The organism is Streptomyces sp. A3M-1-3 (genome assembly GCF_024213665.1).
Taxonomy (GTDB): Bacteria; Actinomycetota; Actinomycetes; order Streptomycetales; family Streptomycetaceae; genus Streptomyces.
Genome location: NZ_JANAVP010000005.1, coordinates 187,595 through 202,672 on the forward strand (window position 1 = coordinate 187,595; position 15,078 = coordinate 202,672).

Here is a 15,078-nt window from a genome sequence, read left to right on the forward strand (position 1 = left end):
CGTCGCTCAGGACACTCTGAGCAGCGCGTCCTCGCGCCATTTGAGGATCTTGTCGAAGCTCACCACCGCACCGCTCCCCGGCCTGTTTCTGAAACGGACGTGATCGGCAAGCTCTTCGATGAGGCACAGGCCACGGCCGTGCTCAGCCATGGCCGACGGACGGACAGCGGTGCGAGGGCCCCGGCGTGCCGGAAAACCCGGCCCCGAGTCGGTGACCTCGATACGGCATTTCTCGCCGTCGAGATAGGCGGTGACCCGGTATGCCCCCGAGGATGCGCCGGACCCGTCGTCCCCTCCGTGCTCGACCGCGTTCGCACACGCTTCGCTGAGCGCGACCGACAGATCGTAGGAGATGTCCGGATCGACCCCCGCGGTCTCCATGGTCCCGAGGAGAAGCCTTCGGGCGAGCGGAACGCTCGCGGCCTCGCGCCGCAAGTGGAGAGACCACCAGATGCTCATGCTCCAGCCTCCTGGCTGCGGCTCGACATACCGATACGTATTGCCGCTCATAGCGGTCGGTAAGCACCCCGCGCCTGTGATACCGCTCATTCGGCGGACGCGCGCGCCCCTTACGCCGGTGTATGTGCGGCGTATGTGCGGGCATATGCACGGCCGATGTGCGGCGTACTGGGACGGACGGGAGGTTCCGGACCTGCCGTATGGCGGACCGGAAGGCAGTGCGATGATGTCCCGGCCATGCCTACCCCTGGCGCGACACCGGTCGCGCACGCCGGAGCCGGTCTGCGGCTGCTGAGGGCCGCGGTGTTCACCGCGGTCCTTGTCGTGCTGTCCGCCGGCGGGCATGCGCTCGCCTCCTGCGCCACCGTCCCCTGGTGGGCGCTGGGCGCCGGCTTCCTCGCCGTGTTCGCCGGTACGGCGCCGCTGGCCGGGCAGGCACGTTCACTGCCGGCCATCTCCGGCGCACTGGCCGGCGGACAGCTCGTCCTGCACGCCCTGTTCGGCCTCGGCCAGCACGCCGCCCCCGCCGGACGGCCCGTCTCCCCCGACACCTCGGTGGCCGCACTCGCCGCCAAGCTGCTGTGCGGAGGCAACGCCGTACCGCTGAGTCCCGCCGAGGCCCGGCAGGTCCTCACCGCCGCGGGCCTCGACCCGGCCGCCGGCCAGGCGGCGGGCCACGCCGCGCACCAGCACACCGGCGCCGCCGCGAGCCTCGCGGACGCCGCCCAGCCCGCCACGGGACTGCTGCCTTCCCTGCCCATGCTGCTCGGACACCTGCTGGCCGCGCTGGCCACCGGCTGGCTGCTCAGCCGCGGGGACGCCGCGCTGACCCGGCTGCTACGGCTGTCCGCCCACGGGGTCGGCGAGTTCGCCGCCGGGGCGCTCGTACGGGCGCTGCGCGCCGCCCTCTCCCTCGTACGCGCCCTGCGCACCGGGCTTCCGGGGGCGCCCGTACGGGGCTCGCGCGCCCCGCGTACCCCACTGGCCGCCCCCCTCCACGCGGGCGGCGCCGCACTCCAGCACACGGTGACCAGGCGCGGGCCGCCGGCGCCCGCCCCCGTACGCGTTCTCGAACTCGTACGCGCGGCCTGACGCGGCACTCTCCAGCGGGAGTGGTGTCGCGCATGCGCGCACATCCGCGCGCCAACCCACCGTTCCTCAACTCCTGTGGAGTGTTTCCACCATGAACGTCTCACGTCTCTCCGCCGCCGGCGTCGTCGCCGCGGCCGCCGTCCTGCTCCTCTCGGGCCCTGCCTTCGCGCACGTCAGCGTGCAGCCCGGCGAGGCCGAGAAGGGCGGCTACGCCACCATCAACTTCAAGGTCCCCAACGAGCGCGACAACGCCTCGACCAACAAGCTCGAGGTCAGCTTCCCGACCGACCACCCGCTCGCGTCCGTGATGCCGCAGCCCGTGCCCGGCTGGCAGGTCGAGGTCACCAAGGCCAAGCTCGCCAAGCCGCTCAAGGTCCACGGCAAGGAGATCAAGGAAGCCGTCTCCAAGGTCACCTGGACCGGCGGCAAGATCGCGCCCGGACAGTTCCAGCAGTTCCCGCTCTCCGTCGGCCAGCTCCCCGAGGACGCCGACCAGCTGGTCTTCAAGGCCCTCCAGACGTACGACAACAACGAGGTCGTGCGCTGGATCGAGGAGCCCAAGGAGGGCGCCGAGGAGCCGCAGAACCCGGCCCCCGTACTGAAGCTGACCGAGCCCACCGGCGAGGGCCACCACGGCGGCGCCACCGGCGGCAAGGACGAGGGCAAGGACGACGGCACGTCCGACGACAAGTCCGCGGGCCACCAGGACGACAAGGGCGACGACCACCAGAAGACCGCCGCCGCCTCCGACAGCAGTGACACCACCGCCCGCGTCCTCGCGGGCGTGGGCATCGCCGTCGGAGCCGCAGGCGTGGCCTTCGGTGTATTCGCCGGCCGCCGCCGCACGTCCTGACCCGCCCCTCCCCTCACCACCCGGGACACATCCCCATGCGCAAGAAGAGCGTGCTCGCCGCTGCCCTCGTCGCCGCGGCCGCACTCACCCTGTCCGCCTGCGGCGGCAGCGACGACCACAGCCACAACCCCGTCGCCGACGTGTCGGCGCAGGCGAAGACGAAGGCCGCGACCGTGCTCGACCGGCCCTTCGAGAAGCCGGACCTCGTCCTCACCGACACCACCGGCAAGAAGTACGACCTCCGCGAGCAGACCAAGGGCAAGCCGACGCTGATCTACTTCGGCTACACCAACTGCCCCGACGTCTGCCCGCTCACCATGAGCAACATCGCCATCGCCAGGAAGGTGCTCCCCAAGGCCGACCAGGACAGCCTCCGCGTCGTCTTCGTCACCACCGACCCCGAGCGCGACACTCCCGCCTCACTCGGCTCGTGGCTGGGGGCCCAGGACCCGTCCTTCGTCGGCCTCACCGGCGACTTCGCCACCATCCAGGCCGGCGCCCGCACCCTCGGCATCGGCATCGACCCCGCGAAGAAGGAGAAGGACGGCGGCGTCGTCTCCATGCACGGGGCGCAGGTCATCGCCTTCTCCCCGAAGAGCGACGAGGGGTACGTCCTGTACGGCGAGGACACCACGTCCGACGACTACGCCAAGGATCTGCCGAAGATCGTCAAGGGAGAGAACCCGTGAACCGCCGCACCACCCTCGCCGCCGCCATAGCGCTCAGCGCGTCGCTGGCGCTCGCGGGCTGCTCCGGAAGCGGCGACGGCGCCGAGCCCGAACTGAAGGTCAGCGGCGCGTTCATGCCCGAGCCCGTCATGGACGACATGGCGGCCGGCTTCCTCACCGTCAAGAACAGCGGCGGCACCGCGGACAAACTCACCTCGGTCACCAGCGACATCGCCGGCGAGGTCCAGATCCACGAAACCAAGAACCAGAAGATGCAGGAGGTCGAATCCTTCGACATCCCCGCCGACGGCGAACTCAATCTTGAGCGCGGCGGAAGCCACATCATGTTCCTGAAGCTCAAGCAGAAGCCGAAGCAGGGCGAAAAGGTGTCCGTGGAACTGCACTTCGAGAAGTCCGGCCCCCTCAAGGTCGAACTTCCCGTGAAGGAGACCACCCACAACCCGCAGAAGCACTGAGGGGCTGACACAACATGCCGACCACCGCCCCCCGCTTCGGAGCCGCACTCGCGCGGCTGCTGCTCGTCACCGCCGCCCTCCTGGGCACCCTGCTCGCCGGCGCCACCCCCGCCTCGGCGCACGCCGCGCTGACCGGAAGCAACCCGAAGGACGGGGCGGTGGTCGCGGGCGCACCCCAGGACGTCACCCTCACCTTCTCCGAACAGGTCGCCATGGGCGACGACTCGATCCGCGTGATGGACCCCAGCGCGAAACGCGTCGACACCGGCGAACTGCGCGACCTGTGCAGCGGCAGCCTCATCAAGTACGGCGTCGCCCTGCACTCCGGGCTGCCCAACGGCACGTACACCGTGGCCTGGCAGGCCGTGTCCGCCGACAGCCATCCCATCTCCGGCGCCTTCACCTTCTCCATCGGCGCCCCCTCCCAGACCACCGTCGACCTGCCCGAACAGAAGGCCGGCGGCGGCCTGGTCGGCGGCCTCTACGACATCGCGCGCTATGCCGCGTACGCCGGGTTCATCCTGCTCGCCGGCGGCGCGGCCTTCGTCCTCGCCTGCTGGCAGCGCGGCGCAGGCGTCCGGGCCCTGCAACGCCTCGTCGTACAGGGCTGGGTGACACTGACCGCCGCCACCCTGGCCATGCTGCTGCTGCGCAACCCGTACACCGGCTCCGGCGAACTCGCCGACGTCTTCGACCTGACCGGGCTCAAGGCCGTACTCGACACCAAGACCGGCGCCGCCCTGGTCTCGCGGCTGCTGCTGCTCGGCGCCGCCGCGCTGTTCGTCGCCGTACTCTTCGGGGCGTTCGCCAAGCGCGAGACCGCCCCTGACGAACCCGGCGGGGAAGAGGCGGCGAACGAGAACAAGGACCTCGCCTTCGGACTCGCCATCGGCGGCACCGTCGTCGCCGCCGGCATCGCCGCCACCTGGGCGCTGTCCGAACACGCCTCGACCGGCATCCAGCCCGCCATCGCCATGCCCGTCGACGTCCTGCACCTGCTCGCCGTCGCCGCCTGGCTCGGCGGGCTGGCGGCGCTGCTCGTCGCCCTCCACCAGGCGCCGCCCGGCATTGAGCGCGACGCCGTGCAGCGGTTCTCCCGGGTCGCCTTCGGCAGCGTCCTCGTGCTCGCCGCGACCGGCCTCTACCAGTCCTGGCGGCAGGTCGGCTCCTGGTCCGCGCTGACCGATACGTCGTACGGGCAGCTGCTGCTGGTCAAGGTGGCCCTGGTCGCCCTGCTCGTCGGCGTCGCATGGATCTCCCGGAGGTGGACCGCCCGGCTCACAGTGCCGACGGCGCCCGCCGCGCAGGCCGCAGCCGAGGAGCCCGCTGAGGAACCGGTCGAAGAACCGGCAGAGGAACGGGCCGACGAACAGGCCGAGGAACAGGCCGAGGAGCCTGCACCCGTCACCGTCCCCGTCACCGTCCCCGACGACCCCGAACGCGCCGCCCAACTCGCCCGCCAGCAGGCCGCCCTCACCACCACCCGCGAGAAGCGGATCCGCAACGCCGACGCCGAGCGGACCGGACTGCGCCGCTCGGTGCTGGCGGAGGCGGCCGTCGCCGTGGTGCTGCTGGCCGTGACGAGCGTACTGACCAGCACCGAACCCGGCCGCGCCGGCGGGCAGGCAACCACCGCCGTACCCGACCGGCCCGTGAAGATCAGCATCCCCTTCGACACCGGCGGCGCGGACGGCAAGGGCACCGCCCGGCTCGAACTCGACCCGGGCCGCACCGGCGGCAACGACATGCACCTCTGGCTCGACCGCCCGAACGGCAAACCGCTCGACGTCCCCGAGGTGAAGGTCGCCTTCACCCTGGAGTCCAAGCGGATCGGCCCCCTCCCCGTCACCCCCGACCGCCTGGCGACCGGCCACTGGACCGCGAGCGGCGTCCAGATCCCCCTGCCGGGCGACTGGAAGATCGAAGTGACCGTGCGCTCCTCCGACATCGACCAAGTGACCGTCAAGAAGAACGTGAAGATCGGCTGACCGGCGTGACCGACAACGACATCACCAGACGGCGGCTGCTCGGCACCGTCGGCGCCGCGGGCGCGACCGGCCTCGCGCTGGGCGCGGCCGGCGGCGCACTCGGCCACGCCGCTGCCGCCTCCGACCCCGCGCCCGCCGCTGAAGGACTGACCACCCTCGGCTCCACCTCCGCCGCCTTCCACGGCGAGCACCAGGCCGGCATCACCACCCCCATGCAGTCCAAGGGACACCTCGTCGCCTTCGACCTCGCACCGGGCGCCGGCCGCAAGGAGGCCACCGCACTGCTGCGCCGCTGGTCGGCCGCCGCGCAGCGGCTGATGGCCGGCGAGACCGTCGGCCCCCTCGGCCAGGACACCGGCATCGCCCTGGACGCCGGGCCCTCCTCCCTGACCGTCACCTTCGGCTTCGGCCGCACCCTCTTCGACCGCACCGGCCTCACCGGCCGGCGGCCCACCCAACTCGACCCGCTGCCCGACTTCTCCTCCGACCACCTCGACCCCAAAAGCAGCAACGGCGACCTGTGGATACAGATCGGCGCGAACGACGGCCTCGTCGCCTTCCACGCACTGCGCGCACTCCAGAAGGAAGCGGGCGACGCGGCCAGGGTGCGCTGGCAGATGAACGGCTTCAACCGTTCGCCCGGCGCCACCGCCCGGCCGATGACCGCCCGCAACCTGATGGGCCAGATCGACGGCACCGGCAACCCCAAGCCCTCCGACCACGACTTCGGCCGGCGGATCTTCGTACCGGCGGACGGCGACCCGCAGTACGCATGGATGGCCGGCGGCTCGTACGCGGTCGTACGCCGCATCCGCATGCTCCTCGACGACTGGGAGAAGCTCCCCCTCGCCGAGCAGGAACAGGTCATAGGCCGGAAGAAATCGAACGGCGCCCCTCTTTCGGGCGGCAGCGAAACCACCGAAATGGACCTCGACAAAACCGGCCCCGGCGGGACACTCGTCATCCCCTCCAACGCCCACGCCCGGATCTCCGCGCCCGAACAGAACGGCGGCGCGGCCATGCTGCGGCGCCCCTTCTCGTACCACGACGGCATCGGCCCGGACGGGGTGCCGGACGCCGGCCTGCTCTTCGTCTGCTGGCAGGCCGACCCGCTGAAGGGGTTCGTGCCCGTACAGCGCAAGCTCGACCGGGGCGACGCGCTGTCACCGTTCATCCGCCACGAGGCGAGCGGGCTGTTCGCCGTGCCCGGCGGGGCGCGGCCGGGCGAGTACGTGGGGCAGCGGCTGCTGGAGTCGTGAGCTGGTGGAGTTCTGGCCTCCCCTCAGGGAGCGGTCAGGGCTTGGCCGTCATGAGGCCTCTCAAGGTCAAGTGAGAAGCCCTCTCGTTTCATCGAGAGGGAGGAGTCACTAGGGTGACCGTATGTCCACCCGCTTCACGTATCTGGGCCCGGAGGGCACCTTCACCGAGGCCGCCCTGCGCACGCTCCCCGAAGCCGCCACCCGGGAACTCATCCCGATGGTGTCGGTGCCCGCCGCGCTGGACGCGGTACGCAACGGGGAGGCCGCGGCCGCGCTCGTACCGATCGAGAACTCCGTCGAGGGCGGGGTCACGGCCACCCTCGACGAACTCGCCTCCGGCGAACCGCTGATGATCTACCGCGAGGTGCTGCTGCCGATCGCCTTCGCGCTGCTGGTGCGGCCGGGCACGAAGCTGTCCGACGTGAAGACGGTGACCGGGCATCCGGTCGCCCAGCCGCAGGTGCGAAACTGGCTGGCGGCGAACCTGCCGCACGCCCTGTGGGAGTCGGCCGCCTCGAACGCGGACGGCGCACGGCTCGTCCAGGAAGGCCGGTTCGACGCCGCCTTCGCGGGCGAGTTCGCGGCGGCGACGTACGGACTCGTCCCGCTGGTCACCGAGATCCACGACGCGGAGAACGCCGAGACCCGCTTCGTCCTGGTGGGCCGGCCCGCCCGGCCGTCCGCCCCGACCGGCGCCGACAAGACGTCCGTCGTCATCTGGCTGGGCGACGACCATCCGGGTGCGCTGCTGGAGCTGCTCCAGGAGTTCGCGGTGCGCGGGGTCAACCTGATGCTGATCCAGTCGCGGCCGACCGGTGCCGGTATCGGCAACTACTGCTTCGCCGTCGACGCCGAGGGCCATATCGCGGACCGGCGGGTGGGCGAGGCCCTGATGGGGCTCAAGCGGATCTGCCCCCAGGTGCGGTTCCTCGGGTCCTATCCGCGGGCGGGAGTGGCCACCGAGGATGTCCGGGCGCTGCGCCGCGGGACCTCGGACCGCGAGTTCACGGCGGCGTCGGACTGGCTGACGCGCTGCCTCGACGGCCGGGCGTAGTTTTCGTCGTCTGCGGAATTAGTTATCCACAGGGGCCCTTCTCGACCTGGGGACAAGTCGACAACGGAATCCGGCATGGTCGACAAATCTGCTCAGAGACCTCAGAGACCGCGGTTGCGTCCACAGGAGGCCATGTCGCCTCTCGTCAGCCCTATTTCATTGATCAACTCTTTGGAGCGAGTCATTCCCACCCGAATGAGTGCGTGGGCGGGGTTTGGGCGGGGAATCCTTCGCGCTGCATGCACCTTTCGGAATGATCTCTTCCACTGTCCACAGATCACCCACACAGCCTGTGGATAACTTTATGGATACTGAATCCCTGTGGACAATGAGAGCTCTCTGAATTCCGGCAATTCGGGCAAAGTGCCACGTAATGGAATATCGGGTCGAGGGCAGGAAGCACGCACCGGTAGCCTGGGGGGGTGATTGACCTTCGCCTGCTCCGTGAGGACCCCGACCGTGTGCGCGCCTCCCAGCGCGCCCGTGGAGAGGACGTCGCGCTCGTCGACGCACTGCTCTCCGCCGATGAGCGGCGCAGGTCTTCCGCCGTCCGCTTCGACGAGCTCCGCTCCGAACAGAAGTCGCTCGGCAAGCTCATCCCCAAGGCCACCGGCGACGAGAAGGCCGAGCTGCTCAAGCGCACCGGCGAGCTCTCCGCCGCCGTGAAGGCCGCCGACGCCGAACAGGACGAGGCCGCCGAGGAGGCCAGGCGCCTGCTGCTCCTGCTCGGCAACGTCGTCCACCCCGACGTCCCGGTCGGCGGCGAGGAGGACTTCGTCGTCCTCGAGACGCACGGCACCATCCGTGACTTCGGGGCCGAGGGCTTCGAGCCCAAGGACCACCTGGAGCTGGGCGAGGCGCTGGGCGCCATCGACGTCGAGCGCGGCGCCAAAGTCTCCGGCTCGCGCTTCTACTACCTGACGGGCGTCGGCGCGCTGCTGGAACTGGCGCTGGTCAACGCCGCCATCGCGCAGGCCACCGAGGCCGGCTTCATCCCGATGCTGACGCCCGCCCTGGTGCGCCCGCGCGCCATGGAGGGGACGGGCTTCCTCGGCCAGGCCGCCGAGAACGTCTACCACCTGGAGAAGGACGACTACTACCTGGTCGGCACCTCCGAGGTACCTCTCGCGGCGTACCACATGGACGAGATCATCGAGGCCGGCAAGCTGCCGCTGCGGTACGCCGGCTTCTCGCCGTGCTTCCGCCGCGAGGCCGGTACGTACGGCAAGGACACCCGCGGCATCTTCCGCGTCCACCAGTTCGACAAGGTCGAGATGTTCTCGTACGTCGCACCGGAGGACGCCGAGGCCGAGCACAAGCGGCTCCTGGAGTGGGAGAAGCAGTGGCTGACCGGCCTGGAGCTGCCGTTCCAGGTGGTCGACGTGGCGACGGGTGACCTGGGTGCCTCGGCCTCGCGGAAGTTCGACTGCGAGGCGTGGATCCCGACCCAGGGCAAGTACCGCGAGCTGACCTCCGCTTCGAACTGCGACGAGTTCCAGGCGCGCCGGCTCTCGGTGCGTATGCGCGACGGCAAGAAGGTGCAGCCGCTCGCGACGCTGAACGGCACGCTGTGCGCCGTACCGCGCACGATCGTGGCGATCCTGGAGAACCACCAGCTGGCGGACGGCTCGGTGCGGGTGCCCGAGGTGCTCCGTCCGTACCTGGGCGGCCGTGAGCTGCTGGAGCCGGTCCCCAAGTGAGCTCGGCTCCCGCTCCTCACCCGTCTCCCTTCCCGCCTCCCTTCCCGTACCGGCTCGTCGCGACCGACCTGGACGGCACGCTGCTGCGTGGCGACGAGACCGTCTCGCAGCGCACGCGTGACGCGCTCGCCGCCGCCACGGCGGCGGGCGCCGCGCATATCGTCGTCACCGGCCGGGCGGTGCCGTGGACCCGGCACATCCTGGACGACCTGGGGTACGAGGGGCTGGCCGTCTGCGGTCAGGGGGCGCAGGTCTACCACGCGGGCGAGCACCGGCTGCTGACGTCCGTGACCCTGGACCGGCAGCTGGCGGGGCTGGCCCTTGCCAAGATCGAGGCGGAGGTCGGCCCGCTGGCGCTGGCCGCGAGCCGGGACGGACTGGACGGCGAGGTGCTGGTCGGATCCGGCTACCGGGTGCAGGACGGGCCGCTTCCGGTGGTGCTCTGCGACGACCCGGCCGAGATGTGGTCGGCGCCGCTGAACAAGGTCTACATCCAGCACCCCGGCCTCGACGACGACGCGCTCGCGCGGGTCGCCCGCTCGCTCGTGGGCAGCCTGGTGGACGTGGTGATGGCCGGTCCGGGCGTGGTGGAGATCCTGCCGCTGGGGCTGAGCAAGTCCACCGGGCTCTCGCTGGCGGCGCGGCGGCTGGGACTGCGGGCCGCGGACACGATCGCCTTCGGTGACATGCCGAACGACATCCCGATGTTCGCGTGGGCGGGGCACGGAGTGGCGATGGCCAACGCGCACGAGGAACTGAAGGCCGTGGCGCAGGAGGTCACCGCGTCGAACGAGGACGAAGGCATCGCGGTGGTGCTGGAGCAGTTGCTGGCCGCTTGAGGCCGGCTCCCGCCAGGAGCCCCTGCGGGCGGGACGGCTGGTCCCCGTCGCAGGGCTTTCTGCTCTCTGCTGTGCGGAGGAGCGCGGATCGAACACGCGCGGGGTTTCCGGCCCCGACTACGCTGCTCTTGATTGAGCACAGTGCAAGCCGCTGCCTTACCACTCGGCCAATCCTCCGGGAGGGGGCGGCCCGCGCGAATGCGCGCTCGAAGCGGCCGCCCCCGGGCAGTCCACGGGCGGCTGCGCGGAGTGGTTGGCTACTCCGGTGCCTGCCGCTGGCTGCCCTGAGGGGAACTCGACGGACTCGTACTGATCTCGGTCATCGCCGTGCTCCTCCCCGGTCCAGTGGGCTTGTCTGCCTCAACCACTGTGCCGGGTACGGAGGTTGGCCGCCACTCAATTTCCGGGACGCGGGCGGCCGGCCGTGGGGTGTACGAGCACGCCGCAGGTGGCACGCTGGGCCCATGAGCGATATCCGGGTCCGCCGGGTCTACGAGGCCCCGGCGGACGACGACGGTACGCGCGTCCTGGCCGACCGGCTCTGGCCGCGCGGCCTGTCCAAGGACGCGGCCCGCGTCGACGAATGGCCCAAGGCCCTCACGCCGTCCACCGAACTGCGCCGCTGGTATCACGGCCAGTCCGGGGACACGTATGCGGAGTTCCGCCGGCGCTACGAGGCGGAACTCGACGCCCCGGACGCGGCGGCCGCCGTGGACGGCCTGCGCGAGCTGGCCCGTACCGGGCGGCTCACCCTGCTCACCGCGTCCAAGGACCCGGAGCGCAGCCACGCGGCCATCCTGGCGGACCGCCTGGTCACTCGTCGCCGGCGAGGGTGAGGCGGCGCAGCTTCTGGCCCGCGTACCAGGTGGCGCCGGCGGTGACCGCCGCCAGCAGGATGGCGGCGGCGGGCAGTCCGACGTCGGAGGCGATGGCTCCTTCGGCGCCGATCCGTTCGGCGAGGGCGAGCGCCCACTGCTGGACGCTGAGCGTCCTGGCGCCCGGCACCAGGCTGCCGAAGAGGGACTCCCACACCAGGGCGTAGACGAGGCCGAAGACCACCGCGTGCCGGCTGACCGTACCGAGGAGCAGGAACAGCGCACTGTACGCGATCGAGGCGACCAGCGCCGCGACCGTGTAGGCGATGGCGATCTGCTGTCCGTTGCCGTTGAGGATCAGGCCCGCGATGAAGGTGGGGATGGCGGAGAAGGCCATCGTCACGGCGATCGCGACGATCAGTTTGGTGAAGATGATCGTCGGCCGTTTCACCGGCTTGGCGAGCAGGTAGACGATCGAGCCGTCGTCGATCTCCGGGCCGATCGCGCCGGTGCCGGCGATGACACCGATCAGCGGCACCATCGTGGCCAGGGCGAATCCGCCCAGTACATCGGCGGCGACCTGGTCGTCCGCGCCGGTGAACATCCGTACCGCCGCGGCGATGAGCAGCAGCAGGGCCGGCAGCGCGAAGAGAATCAGTGCGCGGCGGCGGCCGAGGAGCGCCCGGTAGGTGAGCCGGGCAACCGTGGGGTTGTACATCGCTGTCAGCTCCAAGGGGGTGCGATGTCGGGTGGGGCGGAAGAAGGAGCGGGGCGAGGGCGGAGTCTGGCAAGGCGGACGAAGGAGACGCTGGGGGCACCTCTGGGGGCACCCCCAGAGGTAGCTGGGGGAGGTAGCTGGGGGAGGAGCTGCAGCGACTGAGGACAACGCAGCCAGGCGACAGCCATCGGCACGCGACGCCGCCCCACCCGACATCGCACCCCCTTAGGCCGCTACGAGGTAGGAGAAGACCGACTCGAGGGACTCGTCGGAGGGCGAGACCGTCAGCAGCCGGATGCCGTGCGCGCGGGCGACCCGCGGCAGCAGTTCGGTGAACCGGCCGAAGTCGACCGCCTGGATGCGCAGGGCGCCTTCGGTGAGGTCGACCTCGATTCCGGCGGTGGACGGGTCGGCGATCAGCGCGGCGGCGAGCGCGCGGTCGTCGGACGACCGTACGAGATAGCGGTGGGGGCGGTCGGTCATGAGCCGGCGGATCTTGCGGAAGTCGCCGGAGGCGGCGTGCCGCCCGGCCACGATCACCTCGATGTGCGAGGCGAGCTGTTCGACCTCTTCGAGGATGTGGGACGAGAAGAGGACGGTGCGGCCCTCGTCGCCCATCCGCCGCAGAAGGTCCATCAGCTGCATGCGCTGACGCGGGTCCATGCCGTTGAACGGTTCGTCGAGCAGCAGCACGGACGGTTCGTGGACGAGGGCCGAGGCCATCTTCACGCGCTGCCGCATGCCCTTGCTGTAGGTGGAGATCTTGCGGTCCTGCGCGTACTCCATCTCGACGGTGGCCAGGGCCCTTTGCGCGGCACGCTCGTCCAGGCCGTGCAGTTCGGCGTTGGCGACGACGAACTCGCGGCCGGTGAGGAAGTCGTACATGGACTCCCGCTCGGGCACGATGCCGATCTGCTGGTAGACCGATTCGTCGCGCCAGATCGCCCGGCCGTCGAGCGTGACGGTGCCGGTGGAGGGGGCGAGGAAGCCGCCCATCATGTTGATGAGGGTGGACTTGCCTGCGCCGTTGGGGCCGAGCAGCCCGGTCACGCCGGGGCCGATCGTCATGGTCACGTCGTTGACGGCGACCACGTTGCCGAACCAGCGCGAGGTGTGGTCGATGTTGATGGTGGTCACAGCCCGACCTTCCGGTAGCGGCGCATGAGGACGGCGTACGAGCCGAGGACGAGCGCGACGACGGCCAGCAGATAGACGATGCCGGTCGCGGCCGAGGGTCCGTCCCCGCCCGGGAAGGCGGAGGTCGCGCCGAGGAAGGCGGTCTGTACGCCGTCGATGAGGGTGACCGGCGAGAAGAGGCCGAGCCATTCGATCGCGCCGGGCGAGCCCGTTTCGTAGGCGATCGCCTGGACGGTGGAGACCGCTCCGTAGGAGATGGTCAGTACGGCGACAACGGCGGCGACACCGAAGCCGCGGCGCGGCGTCAGCGCGGCCAGCACCAGGCCGAGCCCGGCGAAGAAGACGGAGAGCAGCAGCACGGAGACCAGTCCCTGTGCGAACCCCTTCGTCTGGTCCGCGAAGTCGAATTCGGCGAGCAGCGCGCCCACATACAGGACGACGAGCGGCGCGGCGGTGAGGATGAGGAGGGCCGAGGCCATCGCCGCGAACTTGGCGAGTACGTAGTCGATACGCTCGATGGGGCGCGAGAAGTACAGCGGGACGCTCTTGAAGCGCAGGTCGCGGGAGACGGACTGCGGTGCCTGTGCCGCGAGGTAGAGCCCGATGACGGCCTGGAGGTAGATCGCGTACGCGGTGTGCTTGATCGGCAGGTCGGTGGCCACCGGGTTGGCGACGGCAACAGCGACGATGATGGCGGCCGGCAGGACCATCACCGCGAAGAGGATCATCGGCAGGACCTTGGACTTGGCGGAACCGCCGAGTCCGTACGCGCCGCGCAGCGACTGCGAGAAGAGCGAGCGGCGGGCGTAGGCGCGGCCCAGGCGCGGTCCGTCGTAGTTCCGGTAGCCGATGTTGTGGATCTGGGTGGTCTCGGTGCTCATCGCGCCTGTACCTCCATGGCCGGGGCGGAATCGGCCGGCCGGGCCGCGTCCGCGCGGAAGACCTCCGCGATGTGGTGGCGGCGCTGCTCCATCCGTACGAGACCGAGGCCGAGGTCGGCGACGGCGTCCCGGACGAGGTCGTACGTGTCCTCGCCAGTGGCTTCGACGAGCAGGATGTGGCCGGCGCCCGGCAGGCCCTGCTCCTCGCTGCCGTGCAGTGTGACGCCGGCGGCGCCGAGGGCTTCGCGCAGGGCGCGCGTCCCGTCGGGGTGGGTGTCGGAGTCGGTGACCTCGACGGCGAGCGTGGTCGTGGTCTGGGTGAAGTCGCTGGTGGAGCTGGAGCGCAGCAGCGAGCCGCCGTCGATGACGACTACGTGGTCGCAGGTGCGCTCCAGCTCACCGAGGAGGTGCGAGGTGACCAGGACCGAGATGCCGAAGTCGGTGTGGATGCGGCGGATGAGGCCGAGCATCTCGTCGCGGCCGACGGGGTCGAGGCCGTTCGTCGGCTCGTCGAGGAGGACCAGCTGCGGGTCGTGGACGAGTGCCTGCGCGAGCTTCACGCGCTGCTTCATGCCGGTCGAGTAGCCGCCGATGGGCCGGTAGCGCTCCTCGTACAGTCCGACGTGGCGCAGGATGTCCGCAGTGCGTTCGCGCGCCGCGGACGGCGGGAGTCCGGACATGCGCGCCATGTGGACGACGAACTCGGTGGCCGAGACGTCCGGTGGCAGGCAGTCGTGCTCGGGCATGTAGCCGACCCGCTCGCGAATGGCGCCGCCGCTGGTGGCGACGTCGAGTCCGAGCACGGCGGCCCGGCCCTCGGTGGCGGGGGACAGACCCAGCAGGATCTTGATCAACGTGGACTTGCCGGCTCCGTTGGCGCCCACCAGGCCGGTCACACCGGGTCCGATGTCCAAGGAGAGCCGGTCAAGCGCGGTCACCCGGGGGAACCGCTTGCTCAGGCTTTCGGTCGCGATCACAGTCACAGCTCGAAGGTAGTGGCGCAGCACACAGGAGTCGTCAGACCTGGCGGTGGGATCGGAGTCACTCTCGAGTCGTACGGACCCGTAGGGGAGATGCGACGAAGGGACAACAGCCTTCGAAGTTGTCCACAGGTCCGTGCGGGCCCCTTGACGTAGCCG

At 70.6% G+C, this 15,078-nt stretch carries 15 protein-coding genes; 10 read left to right on the forward strand and 5 right to left on the reverse strand.

Annotated features, from left to right (window positions below; all coding sequences use genetic code 11):
• Window positions 1–6: 6 nt before the first annotated feature.
• On the reverse strand, window positions 7–459 hold the full coding sequence (locus NLX86_RS07900) for an ATP-binding protein (RefSeq protein WP_254370866.1): 453 nt from the start codon (window positions 457–459) through the stop codon (window positions 7–9).
• Window positions 460–696: 237 nt separating this feature from the next.
• Between NLX86_RS07900 and NLX86_RS07905 the strand changes: the two genes are divergently transcribed.
• The 10 genes from NLX86_RS07905 (at window position 697) to NLX86_RS07950 (ending at window position 11,224) form a co-directional block, all read left to right on the forward strand.
• On the forward strand, window positions 697–1,551 hold the full coding sequence (locus NLX86_RS07905) for a hypothetical protein (protein WP_254370867.1): 855 nt from the start codon (window positions 697–699) through the stop codon (window positions 1,549–1,551).
• A gap of 91 nt (window positions 1,552–1,642) precedes the next feature.
• Entirely contained in the window at window positions 1,643–2,404 is a 762-nt protein-coding gene (locus NLX86_RS07910; protein WP_254370868.1) for a YcnI family protein, read from the forward strand.
• 35 nt (window positions 2,405–2,439) lie between these two features.
• Window positions 2,440–3,093, forward strand: a complete 654-nt coding sequence (locus NLX86_RS07915) for an SCO family protein (protein ID WP_254370869.1) — start codon at window positions 2,440–2,442, stop codon at window positions 3,091–3,093.
• Complete coding sequence (locus NLX86_RS07920) at window positions 3,090–3,548, forward strand: copper chaperone PCu(A)C (RefSeq protein ID WP_254370870.1); 459 nt, start codon at window positions 3,090–3,092, stop codon at window positions 3,546–3,548. Before NLX86_RS07915 ends, NLX86_RS07920 begins: the two co-directional genes overlap by 4 nt.
• A 14-nt stretch (window positions 3,549–3,562) precedes the next feature.
• Window positions 3,563–5,536 (forward strand): copper resistance CopC/CopD family protein, encoded by a 1,974-nt coding sequence (locus NLX86_RS07925; protein WP_254370871.1) that lies wholly within the window; start codon window positions 3,563–3,565, stop codon window positions 5,534–5,536.
• Window positions 5,537–5,541: 5 nt separating this feature from the next.
• Window positions 5,542–6,795 (forward strand): iron uptake transporter deferrochelatase/peroxidase subunit, encoded by a 1,254-nt coding sequence (efeB, locus tag NLX86_RS07930; RefSeq protein WP_254370872.1) that lies wholly within the window; start codon window positions 5,542–5,544, stop codon window positions 6,793–6,795.
• A gap of 121 nt (window positions 6,796–6,916) precedes the next feature.
• Complete coding sequence (gene pheA, locus NLX86_RS07935) at window positions 6,917–7,849, forward strand: prephenate dehydratase (protein WP_254370873.1); 933 nt, start codon at window positions 6,917–6,919, stop codon at window positions 7,847–7,849.
• A 422-nt stretch (window positions 7,850–8,271) separates the two neighbouring features.
• On the forward strand, window positions 8,272–9,549 hold the full coding sequence (gene serS / locus NLX86_RS07940) for a serine--tRNA ligase (protein WP_254370874.1): 1,278 nt from the start codon (window positions 8,272–8,274) through the stop codon (window positions 9,547–9,549).
• Entirely contained in the window at window positions 9,546–10,388 is an 843-nt protein-coding gene (locus NLX86_RS07945) for an HAD family hydrolase (protein ID WP_254370875.1), read from the forward strand. Before serS ends, NLX86_RS07945 begins: the two co-directional genes overlap by 4 nt.
• A gap of 464 nt (window positions 10,389–10,852) precedes the next feature.
• On the forward strand, window positions 10,853–11,224 hold the full coding sequence (locus NLX86_RS07950; protein ID WP_254370876.1) for a DUF488 domain-containing protein: 372 nt from the start codon (window positions 10,853–10,855) through the stop codon (window positions 11,222–11,224).
• Here the strand turns inward: NLX86_RS07950 and NLX86_RS07955 are convergent.
• The 4 genes from NLX86_RS07955 to NLX86_RS07970 form a co-directional block, all read right to left on the reverse strand.
• Window positions 11,202–11,921 (reverse strand): ABC transporter permease subunit, encoded by a 720-nt coding sequence (locus NLX86_RS07955; protein WP_254370877.1) that lies wholly within the window; start codon window positions 11,919–11,921, stop codon window positions 11,202–11,204. The genes NLX86_RS07950 and NLX86_RS07955 overlap by 23 nt on opposite strands.
• A gap of 225 nt (window positions 11,922–12,146) precedes the next feature.
• The gene (locus NLX86_RS07960) at window positions 12,147–13,058 is read right to left on the reverse strand and encodes an ABC transporter ATP-binding protein (protein ID WP_254370878.1); all 912 of its coding nucleotides are present in this window, start codon (window positions 13,056–13,058) and stop codon (window positions 12,147–12,149) included.
• Complete coding sequence (locus NLX86_RS07965; RefSeq protein WP_254370879.1) at window positions 13,055–13,939, reverse strand: ABC transporter permease; 885 nt, start codon at window positions 13,937–13,939, stop codon at window positions 13,055–13,057. Before NLX86_RS07965 ends, NLX86_RS07960 begins: the two co-directional genes overlap by 4 nt.
• Window positions 13,936–14,916 (reverse strand): ABC transporter ATP-binding protein, encoded by a 981-nt coding sequence (locus tag NLX86_RS07970; protein ID WP_254370964.1) that lies wholly within the window; start codon window positions 14,914–14,916, stop codon window positions 13,936–13,938. The genes NLX86_RS07965 and NLX86_RS07970 overlap by 4 nt, the downstream gene beginning before the upstream one ends.
• Between the last annotated feature and the right edge of the window lie 162 nt (window positions 14,917–15,078).

Coding starts and splice junctions, on each gene's coding strand:
- NLX86_RS07950 (WP_254370876.1), top strand. CDS start 10,853: ATGAGCGATATCCGGGTCCGCCGGGTCTACGAGGCCCCGGCGGACGAC.
- NLX86_RS07905 (WP_254370867.1), top strand. CDS start 697: ATGCCTACCCCTGGCGCGACACCGGTCGCGCACGCCGGAGCCGGTCTG.
- NLX86_RS07955 (WP_254370877.1), bottom strand. CDS start 11,921: ATGTACAACCCCACGGTTGCCCGGCTCACCTACCGGGCGCTCCTCGGC.
- NLX86_RS07915 (WP_254370869.1), top strand. CDS start 2,440: ATGCGCAAGAAGAGCGTGCTCGCCGCTGCCCTCGTCGCCGCGGCCGCA.
- NLX86_RS07965 (WP_254370879.1), bottom strand. CDS start 13,939: ATGAGCACCGAGACCACCCAGATCCACAACATCGGCTACCGGAACTAC.
- NLX86_RS07925 (WP_254370871.1), top strand. CDS start 3,563: ATGCCGACCACCGCCCCCCGCTTCGGAGCCGCACTCGCGCGGCTGCTG.
- NLX86_RS07900 (WP_254370866.1), bottom strand. CDS start 459: ATGAGCATCTGGTGGTCTCTCCACTTGCGGCGCGAGGCCGCGAGCGTT.
- NLX86_RS07910 (WP_254370868.1), top strand. CDS start 1,643: ATGAACGTCTCACGTCTCTCCGCCGCCGGCGTCGTCGCCGCGGCCGCC.
- pheA (WP_254370873.1), top strand. CDS start 6,917: ATGTCCACCCGCTTCACGTATCTGGGCCCGGAGGGCACCTTCACCGAG.